This window comes from Streptomyces sp. NPDC104814 (assembly GCF_055583185.1).
Genome location: NZ_JBVJOL010000009.1, coordinates 174,024 through 199,864, shown reverse-complemented (window position 1 = coordinate 199,864; position 25,841 = coordinate 174,024). Strand labels below are relative to the sequence as shown.

Below are 25,841 nucleotides of genomic sequence, written 5' to 3'. Positions count from 1 at the left end.
GTGGAAGGGCTGCGCGGTGGTCCTTGAGACGCGCCCCCGTGCCCGGTGGCGCGGCCTCCGCAGCACGCCGGCGCATGCGAAGGGCCGACGGGCACCGGCGCGTCGGCTCCTGCGGCTCGCCGTACCGCCGCGCGCGGCCCGGAGCGGTGGCGACCGCGCGCCCCGGATGGCGGACGGCGGCCCATGTCGGGTCCGTCCACGAGGCCCGCGCCAGGCGCGCGGCGTTCGACGGCCCACGCCCCACTCGCCGAGCGGCGCAACGACGTCCCGGGGGGGGAACCGGACAGTTATTCGCCGAAGGCCACGGTCGCGTGCGGGCGGGCGGGCGAGCGGGAATGGGCCTTCCGCGGTCCGCCGCGGACGCCTGATGGGTCCTACCGTGCCGTCGCGGTTGCCCGTCGGCGCTGTGGGCCCGCCACCGCGAGATCGAGGTGGACATGAAGCGAACCTCTGAATTCACTCAAGTACCTTGAGTCACAGCGGGGTCGCTGAAAACCTTCCCCGGAGCTCACTGCTTCCGATCGGACAGCCCGGTCGAGAACGGCGGGCCGCAAGGGGGTTTCCATGTCAGTCGTACGGAAGTTCGCTTCCTCGGTGGGGGTGCTGGGGCTCGTCGTGGCCGGCAGCGTTGCCGCCACGGCGCCCGCTCAGGCCTACACGAAGACATGCAACGCGGACCAGACGGCGTACTACAGCATCTGCTTCGACGGCAACGGTGACAAGTTCATCGTCGACGACCTGAGGGCCGACGGGGAACGTGCCGTCGTCAAGTGGTACGCCTACGACGGCTCCGGGCGGGAGGGCGAGTGTTCGGACGCGAACGGTTCGCTCAACGGCCCGGTCGTCTGCGACTACGACTTCAAGGAAGGGCCCAACAACTACGTGTCCTTCATGGGCTTCACCCGCGACGGGGCCTCCGGGCCGAAGCACAACGAGTCGTGGGTGTACACCGGGTACATCACACCCAGGTAGCCCCTGCCGGCACCCGGGCAAGCACCGAAAGCGGGCTCGCGCGCGGAAGAACGCGGCGCTGGGCCCTGCCGCTTCTACGGGACCTTCGACAGGAACGGCCTCGTCCGTGACGGTCCTTTCCTCGCCCCCAGCTGCGGGCCGTTGGGGCCAGCCCTCAGCTGCGGACCGTTGGGGCCATGGCGTCTGCCCCGGCGTCCTCTGGCGTACTATCCCCCCGGGTCGGTGGGGGCCGGCAGGCCGGGGGGCGTGGTGACGCGATCAGCGAGGGCGAGCACGGTGGTGGTGCTGGCCGCCTTCGCCGCCGCCTATGTGATCGGCGGCTCCCTTCCGGCGGTCGGGGTGTTCGCCCTTCAGCTCTGCCACGTACTGCCGGCGCTGCGCCGCTTGCGCGGGCCGTGGCTGCTCGCCGGGCAGGCCGCCGTCGGGTACGCCGCGGTGCTCGCCTCCGGCGCGTCCGTGGGGATTCTCGGATTCCTCGGCGGCTCCCTGCTGCTGTGCCGCCGGCCCTGGCCGCTCCTCACGGCGCCGGTGGCGGTGAGCGCGCTCGTCCTCGGGTCCGTGGACGCGGCGATCACCATGGTGCTGACCGCCCTGGTGGTGTACGGGTTGACGAGGCTGACCGAGCGCGCCGAGGCCGCGGACGCCGCCCGCGTGGCTGCCGTCGTGGCCGCAGTCGCCGAGGAACGGCTGCGCATCGCCGCCGAGCTCGGCGACGGACTCGGGCGGGGCCTCGCCGAGATCGGCAACGGTGCGCGGGCCGCGCTGGCCCGCCCGGACCGCGCGTCCGCCGTACTCGCCGAGGTGACCGGCAAGGCGCGCAGCTGTCTCGCCTCGGCCCGGCAGTCGGCCGCCTCCTACCGCGCGATGTCCCTGGCGCCGGAGCTGACCACGGCGCGCGCCCTGCTGGCCGCCGCCGGGATCCGGGCGCAGATGCACACAGGACACGCCGAGCCGTTGGGCCCGTCCGGGGCGCTGCTCGCCCATGTGCTGCGCGAGGCGGTGACCGCAGTGGTCCAGCGGGGGGCCACCAGCTGCCGCATCGAGACGTACGCCGGTCACGGCCGGGTCGGTCTGCGCGTCGTCAGCGATTCGGCCCGGACCGCCGACGACGAGATCCTCGGGGACGTACCGGCCCGCTTCGCCGAGGCCGGCGGCCGCGTCACCACCGGGCTCACCCCCATGGGACGGCACTTCACCGAGGCGGTACTGCCGCAAGCGGCCGCTTCCGCAGCGGAAGGAGCGGACGACCGGCAGGCGTACCGCTTGTCGCTCGCGCTGCTCACCGTCGTCCTGGCCGGGTTCTGCGGCAAGGCCCTGCTGATGCTCGACGGGCCCCGACTGGCGCCCGCGGCGGCCGGGTTCGCCGTGATCGTCTATCTGCAGCTGTCCTCCGTCCACGGCCGCCACCCCTACAAGCTCGCGGTGATGACACTGCTCGCGTTCCTTCCCGTGCCGGTGTTCGGGCAGGCGTGGCTGGGCGCCCCCGGGTTCGTCGCCGGGCCGCTGCTCCTCGCCCTGCCCTGGCGGGTGGCGTGGCCGCTGGTGGCCGTGGTCGCGGGTGCGGTGTGCGCGGTGGGGGCCCGCCTGGGGCTGTCGGCCGCGCTCACCGTCAACTACGGCGTGTCGAGTGTGGTGACGGGCCTTGTCGTGTACGGGCTGCTGCGGCAGGCGCAGATCATCCGGGAACTCCATCTGGACCGGCACCGCCAGACCCGCGCGGCCGTGGTCGAGGAGCGCCTGCGGGCCGCCCGGGACCTGCACGATCTCCTGGGCCACAGCCTGGCGGCCATCCTGCTCAAGTGCGAGCTGGCCCGTCGGCTGCCGCCGGAGCGGGCCCGTACGGAACTGGCCGACGTCCTCGCCATGACCGAGCGCGGTGAAGCGGATCTGCGGGCGGCCTCGGGCGGTGAGGTGCCGATGGTGCTCTCCACGGAGGCCGAGTCGGCGCGCTCGGTGCTGGCCGCGGCCGGAATCGAGGCGAAGGTGCGCCTGGCGCACGGGGCGCTGGAGCCCGCTGCGGAGAGGGTGCTCAGCGCGGGGCTGCGGGAAGCCGTCACCAATGTGCTCCGGCACAGCTCGGCCACGCTCTGCGAGATGAGCACCGAGCCCGTGTCCGGCGGCACGGTGCTGAGGGTCCGCAACGACGGGGTGTCGGGCTCCTCCGGCCGCCGCCCGGGCTCGTCGGGCATCGGCAATCTGACAACCCGTCTGGCCACCCTGGACGGCACACTCACAACCGCGACGGCCGGCGGCTGGTACACGCTGGAGGCGTGGCTGCCCGGCGCGGCGCGGCAACCGAAGTGACCTGGGCAGGGAGGGCCAGGAGCCGACATGCGCCGCAGGAGCGGACCCCGAGGGCCGGATCGTGCCGCGGCAGCGGGGCCCTGGGAACCGACGTGTGCCGCGGGAGCGGGCCCCAGGTGTTGCGGGACATGACGTTGGTGACACAGGCCGATGCCGGTGAAACCGAGGTGCCTCGACGGGCATCGGTCGGGTAGCGTGCGGGCCATGTCGAGTCCTGAGTCGGACCAGGTGGGGGCTTTCGGTCACGCCGTCAGCCCCCTGAACCCCTGAGTTCGTAGCCCTGTCGTCGCGCCGCATCCGCGGTGGGACGCGTGTGCCCTGGGGCTGGCCGCGGTGACGAGATGACCTTCTCGTGCCTCTCCTCACCCCGGAGCCACTCGATGCCTCTCCCGCTGTACCTGCTTGCCCTGGCGGTCTTCGCCATGGGCACCTCGGAGTTCATGCTCGCCGGCCTGTTGCCGGACATCGCCTCAGAGCTCGGCGTCACCGTCGGGACGGCAGGCGTGCTCACCTCGGCCTTCGCCGTCGGCATGATCGTCGGCTCCCCCCTGGTGGCCGCGCTTGCCCGCAACTGGTCCAGGCGCTCCAGCCTTCTGGGGTTCGTCCTCGCTTTCGCGGCAGCCCACGCTGTGGGCGCCCTCACCACGAGCTTCCCGGTCCTGTTCGCCACCCGGGTCGTCGCCGCGCTCGCGAACGCCGGGTTCCTCGCCGTTGCCCTGACGGCTGCTGCCACGCTGGTCTCGCCCGATGAGAAGGGGCGTGCGCTGGCCGTGCTGCTGTCGGGCACGACGGTGGCCACGATCGCCGGTGTCCCCGGTGGTTCGGTACTCGGCGCGTTGCTCGGCTGGCGGGCCACCTTCTGGGCCGTTGCCGCACTCTGCCTGCCTGCGGCTCTCGGCGTCCTGAAAGGGGTCCCCACGGGACGGGTGAAGGCAGAGGCGACCGGCGGGCCGGCCCTGAGAGCAGAGCTCGCCCAGCTCACCCGGCCGCGGCTGATCCTGGTGATGCTGCTCGGCGCGCTGGTGAACGCGGCGACGTTCGCTAGCTTCACCTTCCTCGCCCCCGTGGTGACCGACGCCGCCGGACTCGACGAGTTGTGGGTCTCTGTCGCGCTGGTGCTCTTCGGTGCCGGTTCCTTCGTCGGCGTCACCGCCGCCGGCCGACTGTCCGACCAGCGTCCCGGTCCGGTCCTCGCAGTCGGTGGTCCGTTGCTGCTCCTCGGCTGGCCGGCCCTGGCCATGCTGGCCCACCAGCCGGTCGCCCTGTTCGCCCTCGTGTTCGTGCAGGGCGCGCTGTCGTTCGCGCTGGGCAGCACACTGATCACCCGGGTCCTCTACGAGGCGGCCGGAGCCCCCACCATGGCCGGCTCGTATGCGACCGCGGCCCTCAACATCGGTGCCGCCGCCGGCCCCCTCATTGGCGCGGCCACTCTCGGTACCGCGGCCGGGGCCCTGGGGCCGCTGTGGGCAAGCGGACTGCTCCTCGCTGCCGCGCTGCTCATCGCGTTCCCCCTCCGCACGGTGGTCGCGGCCGGCCGAAGCGCCGGGATGCTCCAGTGATACACGCGAACGCCCCCTTGAACAGCTAGTGCTGCGACCGGAAAGGTTCACCGGCTCGCGACGCCCGGCACGGCACCTCGCCGCGTTGTCGCATCACCCGAGTACATCCAGTACGCGGGCGATGCTCCGCCTTGCGATGCTCCGCACCGGACGCCGCGAACCACCCGACATGTGCCGCGGGAGCGGCGCTAGATCCAGCCCGCCTCGGAGGCGATGCGGACCGCGTCCGTGCGGTTGCGGGCGTTGAGTTTGGCGACGATCCCGGTCAGGTAGTTGCGTACGGTGCCCGCCGAGAGGTGCAGTTCCGTGGCGATCTCCGTGGCCTCCGCGCCCGCCGCCACCAGGCGCAGCACGTCCGCCTCCCGGGACGTGAGCGGGTTGTCGGCGAGGTCCCAGGCGGTGACCGCGAGGGAGGGGTCGAGGACCCGGCCGCCCGCGGCGACCTCGCGGACGGCGGCCAGCAGGTCGTCGGGGGGCGCGGTCTTCAGGACGAAGCCGTGCACCTGAGCGGCGAGGGCCCGGCGCAGATGGCCGGGTTTGCCGTACGCGGTGAGCATCAGCAGACGGCAGCGGGGCACCTTCGCGGTGATCTGTGCCGCCGCGTCTAGGCCGTCCAGCTCGCCGGGCATGTCGATGTCGAGGACGGCCACGTCGGGCTGGTGCACCAGGGCCATGGAGAGCGCCGCCGCGCCCGAGTCGGCCTCGGCGACGATGTCCAGATCGTCCTCCAGGCCGAGCAGGGTCGCCAGGGCGGTGCGGATGATGTGCTGGTCCTCGGCGAGCAGTACGCGTATCACCGTCGAAGATCCCCCTTTTGTCCTCGCGCAATGTACAGCAGTGTCCGGATCATGACGAGGTCATGGTCGATCCGGGACGAGGTCTGTGGGAGACGTCCTTCCTGGTCGGCAGGGTGGAACTCATGACGGACACAGTGCGGTTGGAAGCCGTGAGCAAGGTCTACGGCAAGGGGCAGGGTGCGGTCGCCGCCCTGCGAGAGGTGTCGGTGCGGATCCCCCGGGGTTCGTTCACCGCCGTGATGGGGCCCTCCGGGTCGGGCAAGAGCACGTTCCTGCACTGTGCCGCCGGGCTCGACACTCCGTCGTCCGGGTCGGTGCGGCTCGGCGACACGGAGCTGTCCGGGATGAACGAGACGAAGCTGACCGAACTGCGGCGCCGCCGCGTCGGGTTCGTCTTCCAGTCCTTCAACCTGATCCCGGCCCTGGACGTCCTGGAGAACATCACGCTGCCGATGCGGCTCGCCGGCGCCCGCGTCGAACGCCCGTGGCTGGACGAGATCGTGGCCCGGGTCGGCCTCACCGGCCGCACCGGTCACCGCCCCGCCCAGCTCTCCGGCGGCCAGCAGCAGCGGGTGGCGATCGCCCGGGCCCTGATCACGCGCCCCGAGGTCGTCTTCGGCGACGAACCGACCGGCGCCCTGGACACCGTGACGGCACGCGAGGTGCTGAAGCTGCTGCGCGACGTGGCCGACGCCATGCACCAGACGGTGGTGATGGTGACGCACGACCCGATGGCGGCCGCGTACGCGGACACCGTGCTGTTCCTGGCCGACGGCCGGATCGTGGACGCGATGACGGACCCCACGGCGGACAAGGTCGCCGAGCGGATGACACGGCTGGGAGCGTGGACGTGATGATCGGTTTCGCTCTGAAGACGCTGCGCCACCGCAAGGCCGCCTTCGCGGGCGCCTTCGTGACCTTGCTGTGCGCCGCGGCGCTGATCACCGGCTGCGGGATGCTGCTGGAGACCGGGCTGCGCGGCACGGTGGCCCCCGAGCGGTACGCGGGCACGCCGGTCGTCGTCGCCGGGGACCAGTACGTGCACCAGACCGTCACCAAGTCGAAGGGCAAGACGAAGCACAAGGCCAAGCAGATCGCCGAACGGCGCTGGATCGACGCCTCGTTGGCGGGTGAGCTGCGCGCTCGGCCCGGGGTCCGCGAGGTCGTGTCCGAGGTGACCTTCCCGGTCCACACCGCGGACGGGCGCGAGGCGCTCGGCCACGGCTGGGACTCGGCGGCCCTGACTCCGTTCACACTGGCCGACGGGCGGGCCCCGAAGAGCGCGGACGAGGTCGTCGTGGACGCCGCTGCCGGGCAGCGGGTCGGATCGCGGATCGAGACGGTGACCTCGGCGGGACCGGCCACGTACCGGGTCGTCGGCGTCACGGCGCAGCACCTGCCCAGCCAGCGCACGCTCTTCTTCACGCCCGCACAGGCGGCGCGACTGGCCGGCCGGCCCGGTCAGGTCACCGCGATCGGGGTCTTCCCCAAGGCGGACGTCTCGAAGGTGCTGCGGCCCGGCGAGGTCCTCGCGTACGAGGGTGAGGAACGCGGCAAGGCGGAGTTCTTCGACGCCGAGCAGGCGCGGATCAAGCTGATCAGCCTGGGCGGTGCGCTGGGCGGCACGGCGCTCCTCGTGGCGGTGCTGGTCGTGGTGGGCACGTTCGCCCTGTCCGTGCAGCAGCGGCAGCGGGAGATCGCCCTGCTGCGGGCCGTCGCTGCGACACCGAAGCAGCTGCGCGCCCTGCTGGGTGGCGAGGCGCTGCTCGTCGCCGCCGTCGCCTCGGTGTGCGGCGCGGGCCTCGGCATCGGTGTCGGATTCTGGCTGCGGTCGCGTTTCGTCGCTCTGGGCGCGCTGCCGGAGCAGTTGAAGCTTGTCGTCAGTCCGTTCCCGGCGGCGGCGGCCGTGCTGGCCACGCTGGTCGCGGCCTGGGCGGCGGCGCGGCTCTCGGCCCGGCGCGCGGCGCGCATACGGCCGGTCGAGGCGCTCGGCGAGGCGGCGCTGCCGACCGCGCGGCTGCCGTGGACCAGGCTGACGGGCGGAGCGGTGGCGTCGGCGGGAGCGGTGACGCTGACGCTCGTCCTGTCGACGCTGACCACCGAAGCGGCCTCCGGACCCCTGACGATGGTCACCGCGCTGCTGTGGACCGTCGCCGTGGCGCTGCTCGGCCCGCTCCTGGTACGGGCGGCCCTCGCACCGCTCGGGATCGTGCTGCGCACCTCACGCGTCAGCGGCTACCTGGCCGCCGCCAACCTGCGCAGCCGGGCCCGCCGACTGGCGTCCGTGGTCGTCCCGTTGACGTTGATGATCGGAGTGACCTGCACGATCCTGTTCGTCCCGACGACGCTGGGCCACGCCGCGCAGAGGGAGGCGGCCGACGGCAACAGGGCCGACTACGTACTGGGCCCGCACGTCCCCGCCGTATCGGCCGCACGGCTGCGCACACGTCACGGGGTGGTGGCGGTCACCGAGGTGCTGCACACATCGGTCCGGGTGGGCCTGACGAAGTACGGCGCGCAGGGGGTCACCCCGCGCGGCCTCGACCGGACCTCCGACCTCGGGGTCGTGTCGGGCTCCATGGACCGGCTCGGGCCCGGCACCGTCGCCGTCAGCGAGAACGCGGCCGACCGCCTGGGTGCCGGCGTGGGCGGCGAGGTGAAGCTGACCCTCGGCGACGGCACTCCGCTCGCCCTGCGTGTCATCGCGGTCTACGCGCGCGGTCTCGGCTTCGGCGAACTCACCCTGGACCACGGCCTGGTGGCCCGGCACGTGGACGATCCGACCGGCACGCTCCTCGTCGCCGCGCCGGGACTGAGCCGTAGCGACGTGGCGGCGGCCGTCCCCGGGGCCGCCGTCCTCGACCGGGCGCAGGCGGTCCAGCAGGCGGCGCCCGACGCCGAGGTCAACTACGTCGCGATGGGCCTGGTGATCGCCTTCACCGCGATCGCGGTGGTCAACACGCTCGCCATGTCGACCGCCGACCGCACCCGCGAACTGGCCCTGCTGCGCCTGGTCGGCACCACGCGCCGGCAGATCCTGCGGATGCTCCGCCTGGAGACCCTCACCGCGCTGACGATCGCGGCGGTACTCGGCACGGCCCTGTCGGCAGCCACGCTGACGGCGTTCAGCAGCGGTATGACCGGCACGGCCACCCCCTACATCCCACTCCCGGCCTACGCGACGGTACTCGCCGTGGCCGCAGGCCTCGCCCTGACGGCGACGGCCCTGCCGGCCCGCGTCGCGCTGCGCCGGCAGGCAGCGGAGGCGGTGGGCGGACGGGAGTGAGTCCGGGCCACGAGCCGGCTGCCCTGTCCCCGTCCCCTTGTCCCGACGAGGGAGCGCCGGCTCGCCGACCGGCTCGCATGACGAAGGGGGCGGGGCCGCCGTAGTCGGCCCTGCCCCCCTCAGGCTCTCGGTCCGGTCGGATCAGCGGGTGTCGGTGGACCTGCGGCGCCACCAGACCAGGCCTGCGCCGGCCGCAAGCAGCAGTGCGGCTGCCGCCGCGACGCCTGCGACCTCGGTGCCGGTGTTCGCCAGACCGCCCCCGCTCCCGCCGCCGTTGTCGCTGGGCGGTGCGGACGGCGGCTGGTGGCCGTCACCCTGGGCGGTGTGCCCGGGGCTGGGGGTGGGCGTGGCCGCGGGAGTCGACGAGCCGCCGGTGGGGGTCGGTGTCGGCTTGTGTGTGGGTGTGGGCGTCGGGGTCGGGGTGCCCCCGCCGGTCCCGGTGTGCGCGGCTGTGTTGCCGCCGAGGGCGAGCAGACCCTTGTTCTCGGCGTCGTCCGTCAGGGCCTTGACGGAGATCTCCGTGGTGCGCGGGAGATAGGTGTGCTGGGTGCGGAACTGCGCCTTGTCGATGTTCTTCTTCGGCGCCTTGGAGAAGTCGACACCGCCCGACACGCAGGTGGCCGGCTGGCCGGCCTTCTCGCACGGGTAGCTGTAGTCGCCCTCGGTGAAGGACTTCACGTACTCCTTGTACGTCTGCTCGGGTGTCCAGGAGCGGTTGCTGCCCCGCAGCGGCCAGTCCGTGACCTTGTTGCTGTTGATGAACGCGTGGTAGTCCGTCGGGGACGCGGCGTCCTGGCGGCGGATCCACTCGGCCGCGACCCGCGCGCTGTACACGCGGCGCAGGTCGGCGTACGTGGCGCCGGTGTTCACCTTCTTCTCGATGTCGGGCACGATCATCGAGTCCATGAGCTGCTGTACCCGTTTGTGCTGGGCCTCGGTGAGGTTGCACGGACCGTTCGGGCTCGGCGTCCTGACCTCCTGCGGTACGGAGTTGACCTGCAGCGGGGCGTCCAGGATGTACAGGCCGCCGTCCTGCTCCCGTACCACCGCCGGCTTGGGCACGATCCAGTTCCGCACGCCGTGGGTGCAGGGGATGTTCTCCGCCGCGAGCGTGTCGAAGAGCTTCTTGCCCACCCCGGTGCGCGGGTCCATGTCCCTCGCGAAGTCGTGCTTCATCTCCAGGTCGGCCTGGAGCAGGACGCGTCCGGCGTCGGTCGTGCCGAACGTCTTGTCCATGATCCGGTCGGGCTGGTCCGGGTTGAGATTGACCCAGAACCGGTCCGGCGTCAGGGCCAGCCAGGTGAAGAAACTGTCCGAGATGAGCTGGGCCTTTTCCTTGCCGCCGTAGCCGAGGCCGGCGGACTCGTCGACCTTCTTCGCGCCGAACGAGTAGTTCAGGCCCTGGCCCTTGACCGGCTTGCCGACATAGCGCAGTTCGAGGGTGGAGAAGTCCACTCCGCCCGGTCCGCGCCCGCGCAGCCCCTGCGGGTCGCCGGCGCGCATCCGCGCGTTGCGCTGCGCCATCTCCTCGGCGGTCCGCGGCGACTCCCGGACGACCTCGGAGCCGCGGCCGAGGCTCTTGGAGGTGTCCTGGGCGGTGTACTTGCCCGGGGTGTACTCCGGCTCCGGGGTGGCTATGTGCTCGTACGTGGCCACCCGGCCGGAGCCCGCGAGCTGCTTGAGGCCGGCCGTGAACCGCCGGGTGTCCTCGGACTGCGTCTCACCGAAGGCGTACCGGAGCTTGTAGTCCTTGTAGTTGGGGTCCTTCAGGAACGCACGGTCCTTCGGGGCCTGGCTCGCGTCGTGGTTGCCGCCGGACTTGATCTCGACCGCTTCCTGAGTCCGGCGGTTGAAGGCGTCGAACCGCCGCTTGTAGGACTGCTTCGTCTCCGGGTCGGTGACCGTGACCGTCTCCTCGCAGATCCAGTCCGGCCCGGTCAGCCCGAGGTCCTTGACGATCTTGGCGTGGAAGGCGTTGCCGCGCGGGTTGCGGCCGTACACGTCGATGTAGGCCTCTTGCAGCCAGTTCTGGAAGCCGCGGTACTTGGTGTCGGAGCCTCCGTTGCGCTGGAGGTAGTTCTTGTAGGTGGCGTAGACGCGCTCCTTGGTGCCCTCGGCGTACATCTTGTAGGGCTTGGTGAGTTTGTCCAGGATCGCGTCGCGTTGCTGCTGATCGTCGGGCAAGGTGAGGCCGTTCATGGCCATCCGCTGGTTCGTGTACCCGTAGGTGTCCCAGTCGGTCTCGGGCCGGACCGCGTCCCCGGCCGCCCACGGCAGGTCGGCCGGGTTGGTCGGGGTGGTGCCGGTCAGGCCGAACATCTCGTCGCAGCGCTGTGCCCGGGCGGCCGCGTCCGCCGTGCCCTGAAGCTGGGGCAGGCCGCTGAAGGAGAGGATGCCGACGGTGGCGAGCGCGACGGCCGCGCGCGCCCATATGCGCCGGCCGCGTCTGCTGTTGGGATGGTTCACGCGAATCTGTCTTCCCCGGGAGCCCACAGCCGGTGGGGAGGAAACGATGCGACGCCAGGGCCCCCGTGCTCACGGCGTCGAGCGGACACGCTAGTCACCCGACGCACAGGAAACCCAAGGTTTTCCCGCCCGCGTCGCGTTCAACTTCCTTTTTCCTCCTGTTCGTTACGCCTGAGTACGGTCTCGGGACGGCGTTCGGCGGGGGCTTGGCCGGGCCCTCGATCCGGCCCGTACGCTGTCGGCATGAGCGAGCAGCAGTGGACGGACCACCCCCGGCTTCACGCGTGGCTGCGGCAGCAGGAGGCCGCGTTCCCGGAGTGGAGCGCCGCCCATCCGGGTGTCTGGGACTTCTCGCCGGAGTCGGTCGACCGGCTGGAGGCGGTGGTCAGGGCCCGGTTCGGCACGGCGGCGCAGCTGCGCGCCGCCCGGCAGACCCCCGAGGTCACCGTCCCCGCCTGGTATCTCGGCGAGGTGTGTGTGCGCGCCGGTGCGGTGTGGAAGCACAACCCCGGCGCTCCGGACGACCCCGAGGTGTGGGAAGGCCCCTTCGTGGGGGTTCCTGGTGATCCGATGGAGGACCCGGACCACGAGGACCTCTACGAGGACGAGGACTACCGTCCGGCCGCGGTCCCCGTCGCCGAACTGCGGGGCGTCTTCACGAAGGGGGCGGACTGGCGGCTCAGGAGGGTGGTGGACGAGTTCGCGGAGTGGGGTGGGGGTGAGGGGTGAGGCCATCCCGCCGTCTCGGGAGGGGGCGGGGGTGGCACATCACCGCGGATCGGGTTGCTCCGAAGGTCGCGTCACGGCTATGACTCGTGACGTGACGACGAGCCCGAGCGAATCCGTGTCCTCCTGGACCCACGTCGAGGACTTCCTGCGCGACCGTGGCGCCGACAGCATCCCCCACCCGGGCGGCACCCTGCTGGCCCATCTCTTGCGCGTGGCACGGCTGTTGGCCGAGTGGGGTGCCGATGTCGACGTCCAGGCGGCTGGGCTGTGCCATGCCGCCTACGGCACCGACGGGTTCGATCAGGCCCTGCTCAGCACGACCGAACGCGCCGCGCTGGCCGACCTCATCGGCGAGCGCGCCGAGGCACTGGTCCACCTTTACGGCAGCTGCGACCGGGACGCCGTATATCCCCTGCTCGGCGGGGCCGCTCCGGTGGTCTTCCGCGACCGCTTCACCGGGGACGAGCACGCCCCGTGCGACGCCGACCTGCGCGCCTTCATGGAGATCACCGCCGCGAACGAACTGGACGTCCTCGCGCACAACGAAGACCTGGCAGCCCGGTACGGCACCGCCCTGTACGGCCTCTTCACCCGGTCGCGCGACCTGCTCTCCGCCCCGGCACGGGCCGCCTGCACCCGGCAACTCGGCGGCGACGCCCGACCGTAACCGCGGTGAGGACCATTCGAGCGGAGCAGTGATCCGAGCTGGACCTCAGCGGCGGTGTCGTGCCGGTGACGCGGGTCACCGGCACGACACCGCTCCAGATTCTCGGGTCGCCTTACTTGCTGATGGCGAAGCGCATCAGGGCGTGTTCGTCGCCTTGCTTGATCTTCCCGGGCTGGTTGATCACTTCGAGTTTCCAGGTTTCGCCGTGGCGCACCGCCTTGGCCACCGCGCAGCCGTTGTCCTGGGTGAGGAGGCTGGGCCAGATGTCGGCGACCTGCTGGGAGCTGCCGCCGGTCGCGTCGTAGACCTTGAAGCTGATGTTGCGCGCCTTCTGGAAGGAGCTGCCCTTCTTGAATGCGGCGGCGACGAACACGATCGAGGTGATGTGGGGCGGTATCCGGGCGAACTCGACGGTCACCGTCTCGTCGTCGCCGGCCCCGTGCCCCGTCTGGTTGTCGCCACTGTGCACCAAGGAGCCGTTTCCCATGGGGTCGAGCGAGTCGAGACCAGCCAGGCGCACCGGGTCAGCGCCCTGCATGGCGACGGCAATCAGGTCGAGGTCCGTGCCCTGCTTGCGACGCAGCGCGCCCAGCACTCCGCCGCTGCTGCCGGCCGTGGCATCCCAGGAGACCCCGATGGACAGATGTGTGACCCCGTCGAGGTCCGCCGGGCCGTCTTCTTTGGTGAGCGTGATCATGTATCGGCCATCCCTTTCAAAGCGCAACTACACCATGCAGAGTCTGCCCGGGTCCTCGGCGGTTCCAAGCGGTCGCCCCTTCTTCGCATCCGGGAGGCGAGGACCGCGCCTCTCCCACGCGGTGACGGCCACTCGCGCCAATGCCGCACAACGGGTTCTGCCGGCTGTCATCACGTGCATAATTGCGGGTGCTGAGCGGCCCCTGTCCCCCCGTCAGTGGGCCGCTCAGTATCAGCAGGCGTGATCACTGGCGACATTCAGCCGATTTGGTAGTCGAACCAGATGCGATGCGTACCGTCGGCGTCGACGGCCATTCCACCGGCACCGGAGATACCGGCCAGCTCGCCGGTGCCGCTTGAAGGCACGATGGTGAAGAACTCCGCCGTGCGGTCGCTGCCCGTTGTTGTCGCCGAGTGCACGAAGTTGAAGGCCCCCTCCCGTCCCTGCAGCGAGCCTTCGAAGGACTCCATGGCCACATAGGTGCCGACGCCGGTCGACTGATCGAACGCGGCAGTGAACAGGGTCGCCGAGCGTCCCACGACCTCTCCGTCGAAGTGTTTCTCCATGGTCGCCACCCCTACCGGCAGGCCAGTGGATACGGCAGGCTCGGGCTTGAGCTCAGTCGGGACGAACGCCTTGACGGTGAAAGTTGCGGTAGCTCTCATACGCCGACCGTACCGGGGAGGTCTGACAACGCGGCTGCGCCACGGGGCTCCCTTCTCCCCCGACCCGGGAGGCGCTCGGAACGGCGTGGACGTGCCCAAGGGCGAGCACACCTGGGGCTTCCACAGCGGACGTCACCTCCCCTCCAGAATGCGACAGTTGGCCACGCGTGCAAAGCTGGAGTTGCTGCCTCGTGGCTTCGTAGCACCTGGCAGGTCATCAGGGCACTGCCAACGCCGCTGATCCGGGCCGGGCACTCCAAGAGCAATCACCTGGAGCCCGGCCCATGGAAGAGTTGTTTTCGTGTCAGGTGCGCTGGAAGAACTCGACCTCGGCGAGGGCGAGTCGGCGGCCCTGTGCCAGGCCGGCCGGGGAGCGCAGGGTCAGGCTGACCGTGTGGACGTCGCTGTATCCGGTGGGGAACGTCTGCGGGCCCGGCTTGTCGGCCAGGGTGAGTTCGCTGCGGTGCTGCTCGCCGTCGCGGGTCGTCACCACCAGGTCCATGCGCAGGGCGCGCGCCTGGCCGGCGTACTCCTGCGGGTCCGGGGAGGAGCCGTTGCTGACGATGACGTCGACCAGCCGGAACGGCGTGCCGAAGGTGTACGTCACCGTCGCGCCCGCCGCGGGTGCGGCCCAGTAGCTGTTGCTCACGCCGTCGGTGGTGTTCGTGGCCGGGTGACCCGGGGACTCGGCGCTCGCCGTCGTCCGTACCGGGGTGACCTGCCGGGCGTTGCCCAGCTTGTCCCGCGTGTCCTCGAACAGGGCCCGTCCGGCCGGGAGCAGCAGGAACGCGCCGGCGCACAGGGCCAGCACCACGAACAGGATCACCAGCAGCCGCACCGCCCTGCCCGAACCCGAGCGCACCCCGCGGCGGAACGGCCACACGGTCCGCCACCAGGGCAGCGCCTCGGGCGGTGCGACGGGGTCCAGCGGGGCCGCGCAGCGCCGGCAGAAGCGGCGGCCGGGTGGATTGGGCACCCCGCAGGAGGGGCAGGGCGGCCCCGTCACGTCGTCGTCATCGGCCGCCGCCACCGGCCGTACGACGGGACGGGGGGCCACCGGCTTGGCGGGGAGCACCGGCTGGACCGGGGCGGGGGCCGGGTCCGGGGCCGGGTCGGGAGCGGGCATGGGCGCGCTCGGTGCCACGGCTGAAGGGGAGGGAGGCGCGGGCGGCGTCGGCGTCGCGGGGGGCGAGGCCGGACGCGCCGCGGGAGCCGGGTCCGCGACGGGGGGCGTGGTCCGGTCCCCTGTCCCGGCGGGGCTGTGGCCCCCGCGGCGGGTGCGCGGCACGGAGGCGGTCGTCGCGGCCGGCCGTTCCGGTTCGGGCGGGGTGGCGACGGCGGACGCCGGGGACCGGTCATCGGCCGCGCGCGGCGCGGCCCGGTCACCAGTCGCCGGCGGAGTGCCCTCCGGTGCCGTCCCGGAGCCGGCCGGGGACGGCCTCGGCACGGTTCCGCCGCGTGACGGCTCGGCCGTAGGCGGCTGCTCGGCCGTCGGCGGCTCCTCCGGGTCCGGCGACGACGGTTCGCCGGGAGCCGGTGCGGGCGGACCGGCGGACGTGTCGCGGGCGGACCTGCGGTCCGACCAGCCCAAGTACGCGCCGCAGTTGCCGCAGAAGTCGTCGGTGGGGTCGTTGGACGCCCCGCACGCGGGACAGGCGCGCACGACGTCACCTCCCTTCGTCGTCGGTGGGCGGGCCGGGCAGGATCTCCGGGCGGCAGACGGTGTGCACGGGGCACATGGCCGTGACCACCTGCCGGACCCGGTCCGGGTCCACCCGGCCGCCGTCTTCGGGCCACACCCGGACCAGGACCTCGGCGGGGGGCGGCGGCGGCAGGTCGGCGCCCGGGGTGGCCGACCAGACCGCGGCGCCGTCGCCGGCGACCTCGGCGTGCACACCGAGGGCGAGCCGCAGCGCCTCGACGAGGCCGCGCCGGGTGCCGCGCCACCGGTGCAGTTCCACCGCGCGGCCGACCGCCTCGCGGCGTCGCTCCACCGGCCACGCGGGATCGTCGGCGGCGCCCACCCAGGAGCCCAGCCAGGCAAGGAAGTCGGCAGGGGCCACCCGCGGGTCCAGATAGGCGGGCAGGTTGTCGAGCGTGGCGAAGACCGGGGCGAGGACGGTGTCCAGTCCGGCGGTGAAGCGCTGCGCGAAGTCGTCGTCGGCGTACAGCGCGGGCAGGTGGCCGCCGATCGGGTACCGGCTCGGCAGCCCGGGTATCGCGGCGCGGCTCATCCGCGGTCCTCCGTCCGTGCGGCGGTGGCGGACGCGCTCATCCCCGCACCTCTCCCCGGTCCTGCGCTTCCACCGCGGTGACCACGACCTGGTGCTGGTAGGAGAAGACCAGTGCGCCCGCGGACACGTCGATGCGGTCCGTCGGCGCCCCACGCCGCCCGGTGACGGGGTCGGCGGGGAACAGCAGGATCTCCTCGACCAGCGCGTCACCGGCGGCGTTTTGCAGCACGCCGAAGACGTCGCCGTACTGGACGGGCCGGCCGAAGGGCCAGCCGGCGCCGTCGGGGCCGCCGGTCAGCGGGTTGAGGTGGCGGTACAGGGCGGCGAGGCAGGCGTCGCGGACGCGGTCGGTGGCGCCGGGCGCCGCTGCGAGCCGGGCGACGACGGTGACGCCCTGGTAGACGGGCGGTTCGACGACGAGCCGGGTGCCGATCAGCCGGCGTTCGTCGAGCTGCGCGGTGACCGCCCGCAGGACCTGTTCGGACGGGATGAGCTGCTCGAAACGGAGCCGGTCGTCGCCCTCGTCGGCGACCGCGTCCGGCACGACGAGGACCCGTACCGCGCCCGCGCCCCCGGCGGGCAGGCAGCGCACCCGGCGCAGGGAGGGGGCCGCCTGACGGGCGATGGTCTCGTGGTCGTCGGCGGTGACCGCGCGTTCCTGCATCCGCAGCGCGTCCGGCGCCCGCAGTCTGGCGTTGGCGACGGTCTCGCCGGCGACGCCGCCGCTCGCCGCCTCCCGGTTCACGACCCGGGCGATGTACGGGACGGAGCTGCGCAGGACGGAGATCGCGCCGCGGGCGACGTTGCCGGCGGGGCCGCCGCCGGTGCGGTAGCGGGCCACCCGCACGAAGGCGCCCTTGGGCGGCACCGCGCCGCACTGGCGCAGGGTGCCGTCGGCTTCGCGCAGCGCGGGCGGGAAGGTGAACTCACCGGTGGTGGCGTCGACCCGGACGTGGCGGTCGGCCGGTTGCGAGCGGCCGAAGTGCTCGACGATCTCCCAGCGCTGCCAGCCGTCGGCGGAGGACACCTCCACCACGGGCGGCTCCCGGTCGAGGAGGACGGGCGGCCGGCCGATGCGGAACGTCTGCCCGGCGACCCCCTCGGAGATGCCGAGCGGCACGTCGGTCTCGGTCTGCGCGTGCTCGGCCGTCATGGTGCCGCCCACGGTGAACACCGACGCCTCACGGACCGTCGGGGACTCGGAGTAGAACGGCTGGCCGGGCTCCGGCTCGGTGACCCGGCAGCGCAGCCAGCCGGCGCGGACGCCGCCGATCACGGACGCCGTGTGCCCGGCCGGGATGTACACGATGACCTCGCCGGGGCGGTTCAGGCCGCCGGTGGAGTCCTCGCCGGTCTCGCAGATCCGCCAGCCGGAGCCGTCCCACGCCTCCCACACCAGCGGGGGCTGGCGCGGGTCCACGCCGATGCCCTCGACGCGGCTGTCCAGGCGTACGGCGACCACGCAGCGCGGCACCGCCGCCGGCAGGCCGAACAGCAGCGCGTCGCCCGCCTCCGGCGCCGCCTGGAAGGCGGGCACGTCGCGGCCCTCGGCGAGTTCGCCGGTGCGGTCGCTCTGCTCGCCGGTGCGGGGCGCGGTGACCAGCCGGACCAGTTCGCTGGGCACGATGCGCAGTTCGTCGGTGGTGGTGAACGTGACGGCCGCATCCGCCTCGCCGCCCGCCGTGGTCACCTCGGTGCCGGCGGGCAGCGTCACCGTGTCGGGCTGCGGCGCGGACAGCCAGAAGTCGACGTCGGCGACGGCCGCCGCGGGCGGGAACAGGCGGATGCCGAGCAGGTCGAGGAAAGCGGTGTAGTTCTTGTCCGGCACCCGGTTCAGCCGGTACAGCAACTGGTCGACGAGGTAGGCGAACGTCTCGATCAGGGTGACGCCCGGGTCGGAGACGTTGTGGTCGGTCCACTCCGGGGCGCGCTGCTGCACGTACCGCTTCGCCTCGTCGACGAGCTGCTGGAAGCGCCGGTCGTCCAGGTTGGGGGAGGGCAGGGCCATCAGGCGGCGCCCCATTCCTCGGCCCCCTCCTCGGAGGGGATCGTGTAGAAGGGAAAGACCAGGTTGCGCCGGTCGTTGGTGGAACGCAGGGTGTAGTGCACGTCGATGTACAGGGTCCCGGCCTCGACCGCGTCGTAGGCGACCACCACGTCGTCCACCGCGATGCGCGGCTCCCAGCGCTCCAGTGCCTCGCGCACCTGCCGGGCGACGCGCCCGGCGGTGGCGCCGTCGCCGGGCGCGAAGACGTACTCGTGGATGCCGCAGCCGAACTCGGGGCGCATCGGGCGCTCGCCGGGCGCGGTGCCGAGGACGAGCCGGATGGCCTCCTCGATCTCCCGTTCCCGCTCGACCATGGCGATCCCGCCGGTCGGTCCGACGCGCAGCGGGAACGCCCAGCCGCGGCCGATGAACCGCTCGCTCATCACTCGCCCCCGATCAGCACGGTCGGGTGGCCGGCCGAGATCATCGCCCCGCACGAGGTCTTGTCGCGCATGCGCGCGGCCGGCAGCCCGCCGATGAGGACGCGGCTGCGGGCGAGGGCCGCCGGGTCCGGCATGACCACGTTGCCCGGGCCCAGCGCCAGGTGCGGGGGTACGGCGCAGGTGTGCAGGCTGCCCGCGACGGCGGCGGGACGGCCACCGATGAGCACGGTCGCGACCGCCGTGGCGGCGCCGGGCGGCGGGGTGGCGATGACACCGCCGTGGTTGGTGGGGTCACCGCTGCGGGCTGCGGCCGGCATACGGCGCTCCTTTCGTCGGCCCGACCGCCCGGACGGTGCACGGGATCGGTCGAGAGGGGTGGGTCGGTGGCGGGGTGCGGGCCGGTCGGGGGGTCGGTCGAGGGATGTGCGGGTGGTTGACCGGTGTGCGGGGGCGGATCGAGGGATGTGCGGGCGGTTGACGGGTGCGTGGGGCGGGCCGAGAGATGCGTGGGGCGGATCAAGAGGTCCGCGGGCTCAGTTGATGCGGATGAGCTTGGCCTTCAGGACGCCCAGCAGGCCGCCGTCGACGGTGACCTCCGAGCTGCCGGACACGCGGACCTTGCGGCCCGCGACGTTCACGCCGACCCGGCCCTGGATGTCCACGTTGCGGCCGGACACGCTCACGTCGCCCCGGCCGGCGTCCAGCGTGATGCCCTTCCTGTCGAGCCGTACGGAGGTCAGCGCCTGCCGGGTCCGGCCGGCGTACACGGTCAGCTCGATCCGGTCCCGCCGGTCGTCCAGGAACACCTCGAGGCGCTCGTCGGCACTGCGCAGCCGGACGCCGGAGGGACCCGGCGCCCGGGCGTCGAGGAGCTCCACCCGGTGTCCCGAACGCGACACGAGGGAACGGCGGTTGACCCGGCCGCTGGTGCCGTCGACGAGCGGCACGTCGTGCGCCGAGGGGGTGTCCACGCCGTTGTAGAGGCCGCCGATGACGTACGGGCTGTCCAGCAGCCCCTGTTCGAAGCCGACCAGCACCTCGTCGTTGACCTCGGGGCTGACCACTCCCCCGCCGCCCTTGCCGCCCCACTGCACGGTCCGCACCCAGTCCGTGACGTAGGTGTCGTCCAGCCAGGGGAACTTCAGCCGTACGGCGCCGCTCTCCGAGCCGCCCGGCTCCCGTACGTCCGTCACCACGCCGATCGCCAGACCGGGCATGCGCGGGCTGCGGGCCGGGGCGTTCGCCCCGGTCACCAGGCCGGTCAGGGAGCGGTCCGGGCTGGCGCTGACCCAGACCGTCGTCCGGTATCCGCCGTGCGGCTCCAGGACGTGCTGGACGGCCGTCGCCGTGTACCGGCCGGAGAACGCCTGCCCGACGTTGCCGAGCGCGACCGGCAGGCCCGCCCGCAGCCGCGGGTTGCCCTCCACCACGGCCTCCAGCTCGCCGAAGGAGGCGCTGACGTGCGCGGCCGTCGCGTCCGCCGCGGCCGTCGTCTCCGCCTGCGTCCGGTACGGCGTGTCGGTGACGGTGAGCTTGGACGACCTGCCGAACCGCGCGCTCAGCGCCGGGCTCAGCCCCGGCACCACCGTGTCGCTCTCCACCGACTGCGCGCGCGCCACCAGCGGCCGTTTCGTCGTGACGTCCCAGCCGCGCACCTCCACCTGCGAGGCGCCGTCCGCGGCCGACAGCGAGGCCCGCAGCGCCAGCAGGTTGCGCCCGTACTCCAGGACCATCGGATCGCGGGTGGCCGAGGTGGACGGCGCGGGCGCCCCCGACGCCTTCCGTGGCGGTGCGAAGTGCAGCAGCCCCTTGTCGTCGACGTGCACCTGCGCGCCGCTCTCCTGCGCCAGGTACTGCAGGAAGTCCCAGTCGGAGACGTTGGCCTGCGACAGCTGCCGGTAGGTGACGGGCGCCGCCTCGACCCGGCCGCACGCCAGCCCGGCGCCCGCGGCCACCTTGCGGACGATCGCCTCCGCCGTCATGTTGCGGTACGCCACGACCTTGCGGCCCCGTTGCAGGCGGTGCGCCCGGGAGTAGGCGCGCACCACCGTGAACGAGCCGGTGCGGTCGCGGTCGACCTCCAGGCCGGTCACCTCGCCGTCGAACAGCCGCTCCCGCGCCTGCCCCGAGACGGTCACCACCGACACCCGCACCGGCGTGCCGATGGTGATGCCGGTCGCCCTCAGGAATTCGTGGTCGGGGTCGCGGAAGGTGAGCACCGCCGCGTCCGGCAGCCCCATGTTCTCGTCGACCACGCAGCCCACCAGCTGCGCGGCCCAGATCCGCGGGAGTTCGCCGGGCGTCTCGATGACGGGGTCCGCCGCGAACGACCGGCCGCCCCGGGCCTCGGGTGTCGTCACTGCTCCTCCTCGGCCCCGGCGTCGCGCAGCCCGGGCACCACGAGTTCGGTGCCGGGTACGAGCGCCATCGGGTCGTCGATGTCGTTGGCCTCCGCGATGACCCGCCAGGCCGTCGCGTCGCCGTACTCCCGCCACGCCAGCAGCGCGAGGCTGTCGCCGGCGACGACGGTGTGCGTGCTGCGGGCGGTGCGCGACCCGGATGTCGGGTTCTGCCCCGGCGGGTCGACGCTCGCCTCCTCGATGGACAGCGCGCAGGTGGCCCGCAGCGGCTTGCCGTCCACGTCGAAGAGCGTGTACGTCACCGACAGGCTCGACAGCACGCCGTCGAACGAGGTGGTGCGCGCCGTACCCCACTCGAACCGCACCCACGGGCTGGCCGGCTTCTTGCGGCCGAGGCTGGCCGGGGTCGGCACGCACGCCTCCATCAGCGTCTCCACCGCAAGTTCCACGGAGTTGTCGTGGGTGGCGGTGGCGTCCAGGAACACCTCCAGGCTCAGCTCGCGCGGGCCGCTGCCGACGAACTCGGGCAGCGCCGACTGCCCGGCCATCCGGGACGGGGTGCGCCGCCACTCGGTGGTCTTGCGCAGCTGGAGCGTGGACGGGTTGAACTGGAGGTCGAGCCGGCCGATCGTCCCGCCGGGCTTGGCGCCGACGGAGGTCGGGGGCTCCTTCAGGGTGAGCTGGGCCCGGGCCCGGCTGGAGCGGACCGCTGAGAACATGCCGTGGCTTCCTTTCCGGGGGCGGGCGGCGGTCGGGGACGGGTGGGACGGTGTCCCGGGGGCGGTTTCAGGAGGGGCGCAGGCCCTGGTGGGCGATCTCCAGGGTCTCGATGGCCGCCTGGGAGCTGGCGGGGTCGAAGGAGGGGCCCTGCCAGCGCACGGGGACGATCCCGAGGACCTGCCAGCTGATGATCCGGCTCAGATCCGGTCTCAGCGCCACGATCTCGCCGTCCTTGGGCTCCACCCGTTTCAGCGTCTCGTCGAGCCAGCGGGCGATCTTCGCGGTGTCCGCGGTGACCGGACGGGTGAGCGTGATGTTCGACCAGGACACACGGCTCGGAAGCTGCCAGGTGAAGCCGTTGTTGCCCCCTTCGGCGTACGTCTCCATCTCGACCTCGGCGCCCATGCCGGAGCAGGTGTTGAAGGCGCCCAGATCGCTGCCGCCGATCGCGAGCCGGAAGAACACGCTCGTCGCGAAGATGCTGTCGGTCATTCCTCGTCACTTGCCAGTCGGGGGTGGTCGTCGTCGTGCGTCGTACGGTGCGTTGGTCTGTCGGTCGTGGGTCGTGGGGTGCGCGGGTCTGCCGGTCGTGCGGTGTGCGGGGTCTGTCGTGCGTGATGTGTCTGGTGCGCGGGGGCTGTCGGTCGTCGCGGGCGGTTCTCAGCGGCGTCCGTCGTAGGGGCGGCCGGTGCGTTCCCGGCCGCGGCGCAGTTCGGCGCGCAGCAGCCGGGCCACGGGGTCGATGAGCCGCCGCGCCAGGTCGTCCAGGTCGAGACCGGCTTCGGCCTGCGGGTTCTCGGGGCGACGGGCCGCCCCCTTGCCCGCAGCGGTGGCGGTGGGGGCGGGGGTGGGTGTGGAGGACGGGAGGGAGCCGGTCGACGCCGACCGCGGCCGGCCGCGCGCCGGCGTCTCCTTCGCCGGTACGGCGGCCCGGACGGCCCCGGCGGCGCCGGTCGCGTCACGCTGCACGGGCGCGGCCGTGGCCGGCAGGGCGACCCGTGCGCGGGCCACGGGCGCGGGCCACACCGGGGCCGGCGGCGGACGGTCCGCGAGCGGCGGGGCCTGCGGGGCCGTGACCGGCAGAGGGTGCGCCGGTACGGCGACGGGTCCACCGGCCGCTGACGGCCCCGGCGGAGCGGGACGGACGACGGGGACGCGCCGGACGGCGTCCGGGAGGCGCGGTGCCCCGTCGGACGGCCCGTCGACCCGCGGCCCCGCGCCCGGCACGTGCGGCGGGACGGCATCGGCCACCGCCCGCTGGACGTACGGCACCGCGGAGGCGGCGGCCCCGTGGTGCGCCGGGTTCGGCGCGACGGGAAAAGCAGGGTGAGGCGTGGAGGGCGCCGGGTGCGGCGCGAGGGGCGAGGTCCGGTGGGCCGTCGACGGCGCCGCGTGCGCTGCCGGTCCGGCGGTCCGCGTGGGGGCCGGTGCGGACGCTCCGGCGGTGCGGCGTTGAACCGGTGGTTCCATACGGCCCGGGGTCCGTCCGGCGTCCCCGTGCCGGGCCGGTGGCTGGGCGGGCCGGGTGGTGTCGCCGGGTGCGTCGGCCGGTGTGCCCGGCCAGCGCGCCGCCACCACGGGACGACGGCGGGACGGGGCTCCGGCACGGGGCTCCGCGCCCTCCGGGGTCCGCGTGCTCAGGCTGAGCGGGCGGCCGGCGAGCAGCGGGACGGTCCGGGAGGCGGCCGCGTCGGCTGAACGAGCCACGGTGAGCGGGAGGGCGCCGGGCGAGATCACCCGGGTAGCCGCCGCGGCCGCCCGACCGCTCGTGGTGCCGGGGACGCCGTGGGCGGCCCGGGCGTGGGCGACACCGCTCGCGGTGACGGCGGCCGAGCGCGCCGTGACGGCTCGCGCCACGGTGACCGGCGGCGACGCCTGGCCGACGGCGGGCGTCGGCGCGGTGGTGCGTCCGGGACCGGGCGCCGGCAGGTCCAGCGTCGGAGTGCGGGTGCTGCTGGACGCTTGAGGGGGCGTCACCAGTGGTGCGACGAGGCCGTCGAGGGGTCCGGCGACGGGCGCGGCGGGCGGCGCGGCCGGGGTGGCGAGGCGGCGCTGGACGTCGGCCGTCCCGAGCAGCGGTGCGTCCCCAGCCGGCGCACCGGCCGGGGAGGACGGCGCGGGAGCGGTCGCGGCGCCCCCGTCCCGACGCGCCGGAGCCCGCTGGACGTCCGTGACGGACGGCGCGGGGGCGGACGGCGCCCCGGGCGACGACTCGGAGGAGGCGTCCCCGGACGCGTGCCCGGTGGCGGTGGCGGCGGGGCGGTCGGCGCTGGGCGGGAGTGCGGACAACGGCGCGCCGAGGCCGCCGCGCACGCGGGCGCCCCGGCCGGGCGCGGTCCGGTCACGGGCCCCGGGTGCCGTGCCCGGCGCACCGTCGTGGACGTCCGGCGTGACCGCCCCCGCCGCACCGGGCCCGGCGGTGCCCGTGCGGGTGCCGCCGTGCGGCGCGGGGGCATCGTCGGTCCGGCGCTGGACGACGGGCAGCACGGGACCGGGTGCCGTGCCGGCACCGGCCCGAGCGGCGGCCGTCGGCTGCGGCTGCGGCTGCGGCTGCGGGATCGCCGTCGCAGGGAGGCCGCCCAGCGGCGTACCGAGCGGCGCCCGGCCGCGCGCCGCCGCAGCGGTGCGCTGAACGGGGGCGGTGGTCGGCGTGCCGGCGGGCTCGGGCGTCACCGTCCCCGCGCGCTGGACGGAGGCGGAGGTCGGCAGCCCGGCCGCTTCGGGCGTCGCCGGGGCGGGGGTGGCGCCGGGGGCCGGGCGCACCACTGCGAGGCGGCGCACGGGGGCGGCCGGGCGACGGGCGACGGTCAGACCGACGCCCGCCGGGACGGCGCGGACGACGGGGCGCGGCTCGCCGGTCCGCGCGGCACGGGACGTAGGCGGCTGCTCGCCATCGCGGGCGGCTCGCGCTCCGGCGCTCGGGGCGCCGGCCTGCCGGGCGGCCGAAGGCGCGGACGTACGGCCGCCGTCGTGCACGGCGTCGTTCGCGGCACCGTTCGTGGCGCCGTTCGTGGCGCCGTTCGTGTCAGGACGGTTCAAGGACCCCGGGGCGGCGGCCGGAGGGATCACCGCCACCCGGCGTACGAGCGGGGTCGGCGGGACGGCGCTGCCGCGCCCGGAGACCGCAGCGGCACCGTTCGCGGCAGCCGCCGTACCGGCACCTGCGTCGTCCGGCGTCACGGCCCGGGAACCGGCCGTGGCCGTCGTGGCCGTCGTGGCCGTCGGCGCGGCATGGGAGAGCACGCCGGGCGACTGCTCCGACATAAGGCCCCGGGAGCGGCCGGACCCGGCGACCGATGAACCGCGAGCACCGGCACCGGCATCTTCATCGTCACCGGCGACACGGTCGGCAGCAGAGGGCACGGCGGGCGCGGACGCCCCGCCCGGCGAACGTGCCCCGCCGCGCGGCGGGGTGACGCCACGCGAAGGGGCACCGTCCTGCGAGGGAGCCGCGCCGGACGTCGGAGCGCCGTCACGCGAAGGCGTCGAACCGGGCGAAGGAGCGCCCCCCGACGAGCCGGTGGCCGGGTGCCGTCGCGGTGCCGCCGGGGCCTCGCCGGGTGAGGCCGGCGCCGTACGGTCGGCGGTCCGACCACCGGAAGGCGCGGCGGCCCGCGAGCTCTGGCCGCCCGGCATGGCGGGGCCGGGGGTCCGCGGGTCCGGGAAGTCGTCGGCCGGGGGTTGCGCCCCCTGCGGGCGCACGGCCCTCAGCAGCAGCGGTCCCCCGGCGGGCTGTGTGGGCCGCGGGGCTGCCGGGCGGGTGACGCCGCGTACCAGGCCCGTGGGGGCCATGGGCGTCAGCGCGTGTCCGAGGCCGCTGTCGAACGACGGGTTCTGCCAGGCGGTCAGCCCGGCCCGGAAGGCGAGGCCGTCGCTGACCCCGAGGGGAGCCCGGGACAGAGTGAGGTCCGGCGCGGCCGTACGGCGCCAGCCCCCGTCCCAGTCGCGCGGCACG

20 protein-coding genes are annotated in these 25,841 nt (G+C 73.8%); 7 read left to right on the top strand and 13 right to left on the bottom strand.

Going from position 1 to position 25,841, the window contains the following annotated elements:
* Positions 1-564 precede the first annotated feature (564 nt).
* The 3 genes from ACZ64A_RS27415 to ACZ64A_RS27405 all read left to right on the top strand — a co-directional run bounded on the left by ACZ64A_RS27415 (position 565) and on the right by ACZ64A_RS27405 (position 4,835).
* Positions 565-972 (top strand): hypothetical protein, encoded by a 408-nt coding sequence (locus tag ACZ64A_RS27415; RefSeq protein WP_469814015.1) that lies wholly within the window; start codon positions 565-567, stop codon positions 970-972.
* 249 nt (positions 973-1,221) lie between these two features.
* Entirely contained in the window at positions 1,222-3,276 is a 2,055-nt protein-coding gene (locus ACZ64A_RS27410) for a sensor histidine kinase (protein ID WP_469814013.1), read from the top strand.
* Positions 3,277-3,656: 380 nt separating this feature from the next.
* Positions 3,657-4,835 carry a Cmx/CmrA family chloramphenicol efflux MFS transporter gene (locus ACZ64A_RS27405; RefSeq protein ID WP_469814011.1) on the top strand — a complete coding sequence of 393 codons (1,179 nt, stop codon included), beginning with the start codon at positions 3,657-3,659 and terminating at the stop codon, positions 4,833-4,835.
* Positions 4,836-5,023: 188 nt separating this feature from the next.
* Here ACZ64A_RS27405 and ACZ64A_RS27400 read toward each other — a convergent pair whose 3' ends face one another.
* Positions 5,024-5,632 carry a response regulator transcription factor gene (locus ACZ64A_RS27400; RefSeq protein ID WP_469814009.1) on the bottom strand — a complete coding sequence of 203 codons (609 nt, stop codon included), beginning with the start codon at positions 5,630-5,632 and terminating at the stop codon, positions 5,024-5,026.
* Positions 5,633-5,754: 122 nt separating this feature from the next.
* On the opposite strand from ACZ64A_RS27400, the gene ACZ64A_RS27395 reads away from it, so the two are divergent.
* Positions 5,755-6,486, top strand: a complete 732-nt coding sequence (locus tag ACZ64A_RS27395; protein WP_469814008.1) for an ABC transporter ATP-binding protein — start codon at positions 5,755-5,757, stop codon at positions 6,484-6,486.
* Positions 6,486-8,918 carry an ABC transporter permease gene (locus ACZ64A_RS27390; RefSeq protein WP_469814006.1) on the top strand — a complete coding sequence of 811 codons (2,433 nt, stop codon included), beginning with the start codon at positions 6,486-6,488 and terminating at the stop codon, positions 8,916-8,918. The genes ACZ64A_RS27395 and ACZ64A_RS27390 overlap by 1 nt, the downstream gene beginning before the upstream one ends.
* A gap of 141 nt (positions 8,919-9,059) precedes the next feature.
* Here the strand turns inward: ACZ64A_RS27390 and ACZ64A_RS27385 are convergent, their stop codons facing one another.
* A complete protein-coding gene (locus ACZ64A_RS27385; RefSeq protein ID WP_469814005.1) occupies positions 9,060-11,384 on the bottom strand; it encodes an LPXTG cell wall anchor domain-containing protein in 2,325 nt (774 codons plus the stop codon).
* 243 nt (positions 11,385-11,627) lie between these two features.
* Between ACZ64A_RS27385 and ACZ64A_RS27380 the strand changes: the two genes are divergently transcribed.
* Together ACZ64A_RS27380 and ACZ64A_RS27375 are read left to right on the top strand one after the other, a co-directional pair.
* Positions 11,628-12,113 carry a hypothetical protein gene (locus ACZ64A_RS27380; RefSeq protein ID WP_469814003.1) on the top strand — a complete coding sequence of 162 codons (486 nt, stop codon included), beginning with the start codon at positions 11,628-11,630 and terminating at the stop codon, positions 12,111-12,113.
* A 91-nt stretch (positions 12,114-12,204) separates the two neighbouring features.
* On the top strand, positions 12,205-12,780 hold the full coding sequence (locus tag ACZ64A_RS27375) for a DUF6817 domain-containing protein (protein WP_469814002.1): 576 nt from the start codon (positions 12,205-12,207) through the stop codon (positions 12,778-12,780).
* Positions 12,781-12,892: 112 nt separating this feature from the next.
* On the opposite strand, the gene ACZ64A_RS27370 is transcribed toward ACZ64A_RS27375, so the two are convergent.
* The 11 genes from ACZ64A_RS27370 to ACZ64A_RS27320 all read right to left on the bottom strand — a co-directional run bounded on the left by ACZ64A_RS27370 (position 12,893) and on the right by ACZ64A_RS27320 (position 25,150).
* On the bottom strand, positions 12,893-13,477 hold the full coding sequence (locus ACZ64A_RS27370) for a TerD family protein (protein ID WP_469814000.1): 585 nt from the start codon (positions 13,475-13,477) through the stop codon (positions 12,893-12,895).
* Positions 13,478-13,734: 257 nt separating this feature from the next.
* On the bottom strand, positions 13,735-14,142 hold the full coding sequence (locus ACZ64A_RS27365; RefSeq protein ID WP_469813999.1) for a DUF3224 domain-containing protein: 408 nt from the start codon (positions 14,140-14,142) through the stop codon (positions 13,735-13,737).
* A 304-nt stretch (positions 14,143-14,446) separates the two neighbouring features.
* Positions 14,447-15,286: a zinc ribbon domain-containing protein gene (locus ACZ64A_RS27360; RefSeq protein ID WP_469813997.1), complete on the bottom strand. Its 840-nt coding sequence runs from the start codon at positions 15,284-15,286 to the stop codon at positions 14,447-14,449.
* A 523-nt stretch (positions 15,287-15,809) separates the two neighbouring features.
* Positions 15,810-16,376, bottom strand: a complete 567-nt coding sequence (locus ACZ64A_RS27355; RefSeq protein WP_469813996.1) for a phage tail protein — start codon at positions 16,374-16,376, stop codon at positions 15,810-15,812.
* Between the two features lie 37 nt (positions 16,377-16,413).
* On the bottom strand, positions 16,414-18,384 hold the full coding sequence (locus ACZ64A_RS27350) for a putative baseplate assembly protein (RefSeq protein ID WP_469814310.1): 1,971 nt from the start codon (positions 18,382-18,384) through the stop codon (positions 16,414-16,416).
* Entirely contained in the window at positions 18,384-18,806 is a 423-nt protein-coding gene (locus ACZ64A_RS27345) for a GPW/gp25 family protein (RefSeq protein WP_469813994.1), read from the bottom strand. Before ACZ64A_RS27345 ends, ACZ64A_RS27350 begins: the two co-directional genes overlap by 1 nt.
* Positions 18,806-19,123, bottom strand: coding sequence for a PAAR domain-containing protein (locus ACZ64A_RS27340; protein ID WP_469813992.1), 318 nt, complete (start codon positions 19,121-19,123; stop codon positions 18,806-18,808). Before ACZ64A_RS27340 ends, ACZ64A_RS27345 begins: the two co-directional genes overlap by 1 nt.
* A gap of 216 nt (positions 19,124-19,339) precedes the next feature.
* Positions 19,340-21,166: a VgrG-related protein gene (locus ACZ64A_RS27335; RefSeq protein WP_469813990.1), complete on the bottom strand. Its 1,827-nt coding sequence runs from the start codon at positions 21,164-21,166 to the stop codon at positions 19,340-19,342.
* Entirely contained in the window at positions 21,163-21,885 is a 723-nt protein-coding gene (locus ACZ64A_RS27330; RefSeq protein WP_469813988.1) for a CIS tube protein, read from the bottom strand. The genes ACZ64A_RS27335 and ACZ64A_RS27330 overlap by 4 nt, the downstream gene beginning before the upstream one ends.
* Positions 21,886-21,952: 67 nt before the next feature.
* Positions 21,953-22,378 (bottom strand): phage tail protein, encoded by a 426-nt coding sequence (locus ACZ64A_RS27325; protein WP_363267806.1) that lies wholly within the window; start codon positions 22,376-22,378, stop codon positions 21,953-21,955.
* A gap of 168 nt (positions 22,379-22,546) precedes the next feature.
* Positions 22,547-25,150 carry a hypothetical protein gene (locus tag ACZ64A_RS27320; protein ID WP_469813987.1) on the bottom strand — a complete coding sequence of 868 codons (2,604 nt, stop codon included), beginning with the start codon at positions 25,148-25,150 and terminating at the stop codon, positions 22,547-22,549.
* Positions 25,151-25,841: the final 691 nt, after the last annotated feature.

Excerpts from the sequence above, each read along its gene's own strand:
- ACZ64A_RS27390 (WP_469814006.1), top strand. The coding sequence starts at position 6,486 with ATGATCGGTTTCGCTCTGAAGACGCTGCGCCACCGCAAGGCCGCCTTC.
- ACZ64A_RS27395 (WP_469814008.1), top strand. The coding sequence starts at position 5,755 with ATGACGGACACAGTGCGGTTGGAAGCCGTGAGCAAGGTCTACGGCAAG.
- ACZ64A_RS27345 (WP_469813994.1), bottom strand. The coding sequence starts at position 18,806 with ATGAGCGAGCGGTTCATCGGCCGCGGCTGGGCGTTCCCGCTGCGCGTC.
- ACZ64A_RS27350 (WP_469814310.1), bottom strand. The coding sequence starts at position 18,384 with ATGGCCCTGCCCTCCCCCAACCTGGACGACCGGCGCTTCCAGCAGCTC.
- ACZ64A_RS27330 (WP_469813988.1), bottom strand. The coding sequence starts at position 21,885 with ATGTTCTCAGCGGTCCGCTCCAGCCGGGCCCGGGCCCAGCTCACCCTG.
- ACZ64A_RS27340 (WP_469813992.1), bottom strand. The coding sequence starts at position 19,123 with ATGCCGGCCGCAGCCCGCAGCGGTGACCCCACCAACCACGGCGGTGTC.
- ACZ64A_RS27415 (WP_469814015.1), top strand. The coding sequence starts at position 565 with ATGTCAGTCGTACGGAAGTTCGCTTCCTCGGTGGGGGTGCTGGGGCTC.
- ACZ64A_RS27405 (WP_469814011.1), top strand. The coding sequence starts at position 3,657 with ATGCCTCTCCCGCTGTACCTGCTTGCCCTGGCGGTCTTCGCCATGGGC.
- ACZ64A_RS27355 (WP_469813996.1), bottom strand. The coding sequence starts at position 16,376 with ATGAGCCGCGCCGCGATACCCGGGCTGCCGAGCCGGTACCCGATCGGC.
- ACZ64A_RS27365 (WP_469813999.1), bottom strand. The coding sequence starts at position 14,142 with ATGAGAGCTACCGCAACTTTCACCGTCAAGGCGTTCGTCCCGACTGAG.
- ACZ64A_RS27370 (WP_469814000.1), bottom strand. The coding sequence starts at position 13,477 with ATGATCACGCTCACCAAAGAAGACGGCCCGGCGGACCTCGACGGGGTC.
- ACZ64A_RS27320 (WP_469813987.1), bottom strand. The coding sequence starts at position 25,150 with ATGTCGGAGCAGTCGCCCGGCGTGCTCTCCCATGCCGCGCCGACGGCC.
- ACZ64A_RS27325 (WP_363267806.1), bottom strand. The coding sequence starts at position 22,378 with ATGACCGACAGCATCTTCGCGACGAGCGTGTTCTTCCGGCTCGCGATC.
- ACZ64A_RS27380 (WP_469814003.1), top strand. The coding sequence starts at position 11,628 with ATGAGCGAGCAGCAGTGGACGGACCACCCCCGGCTTCACGCGTGGCTG.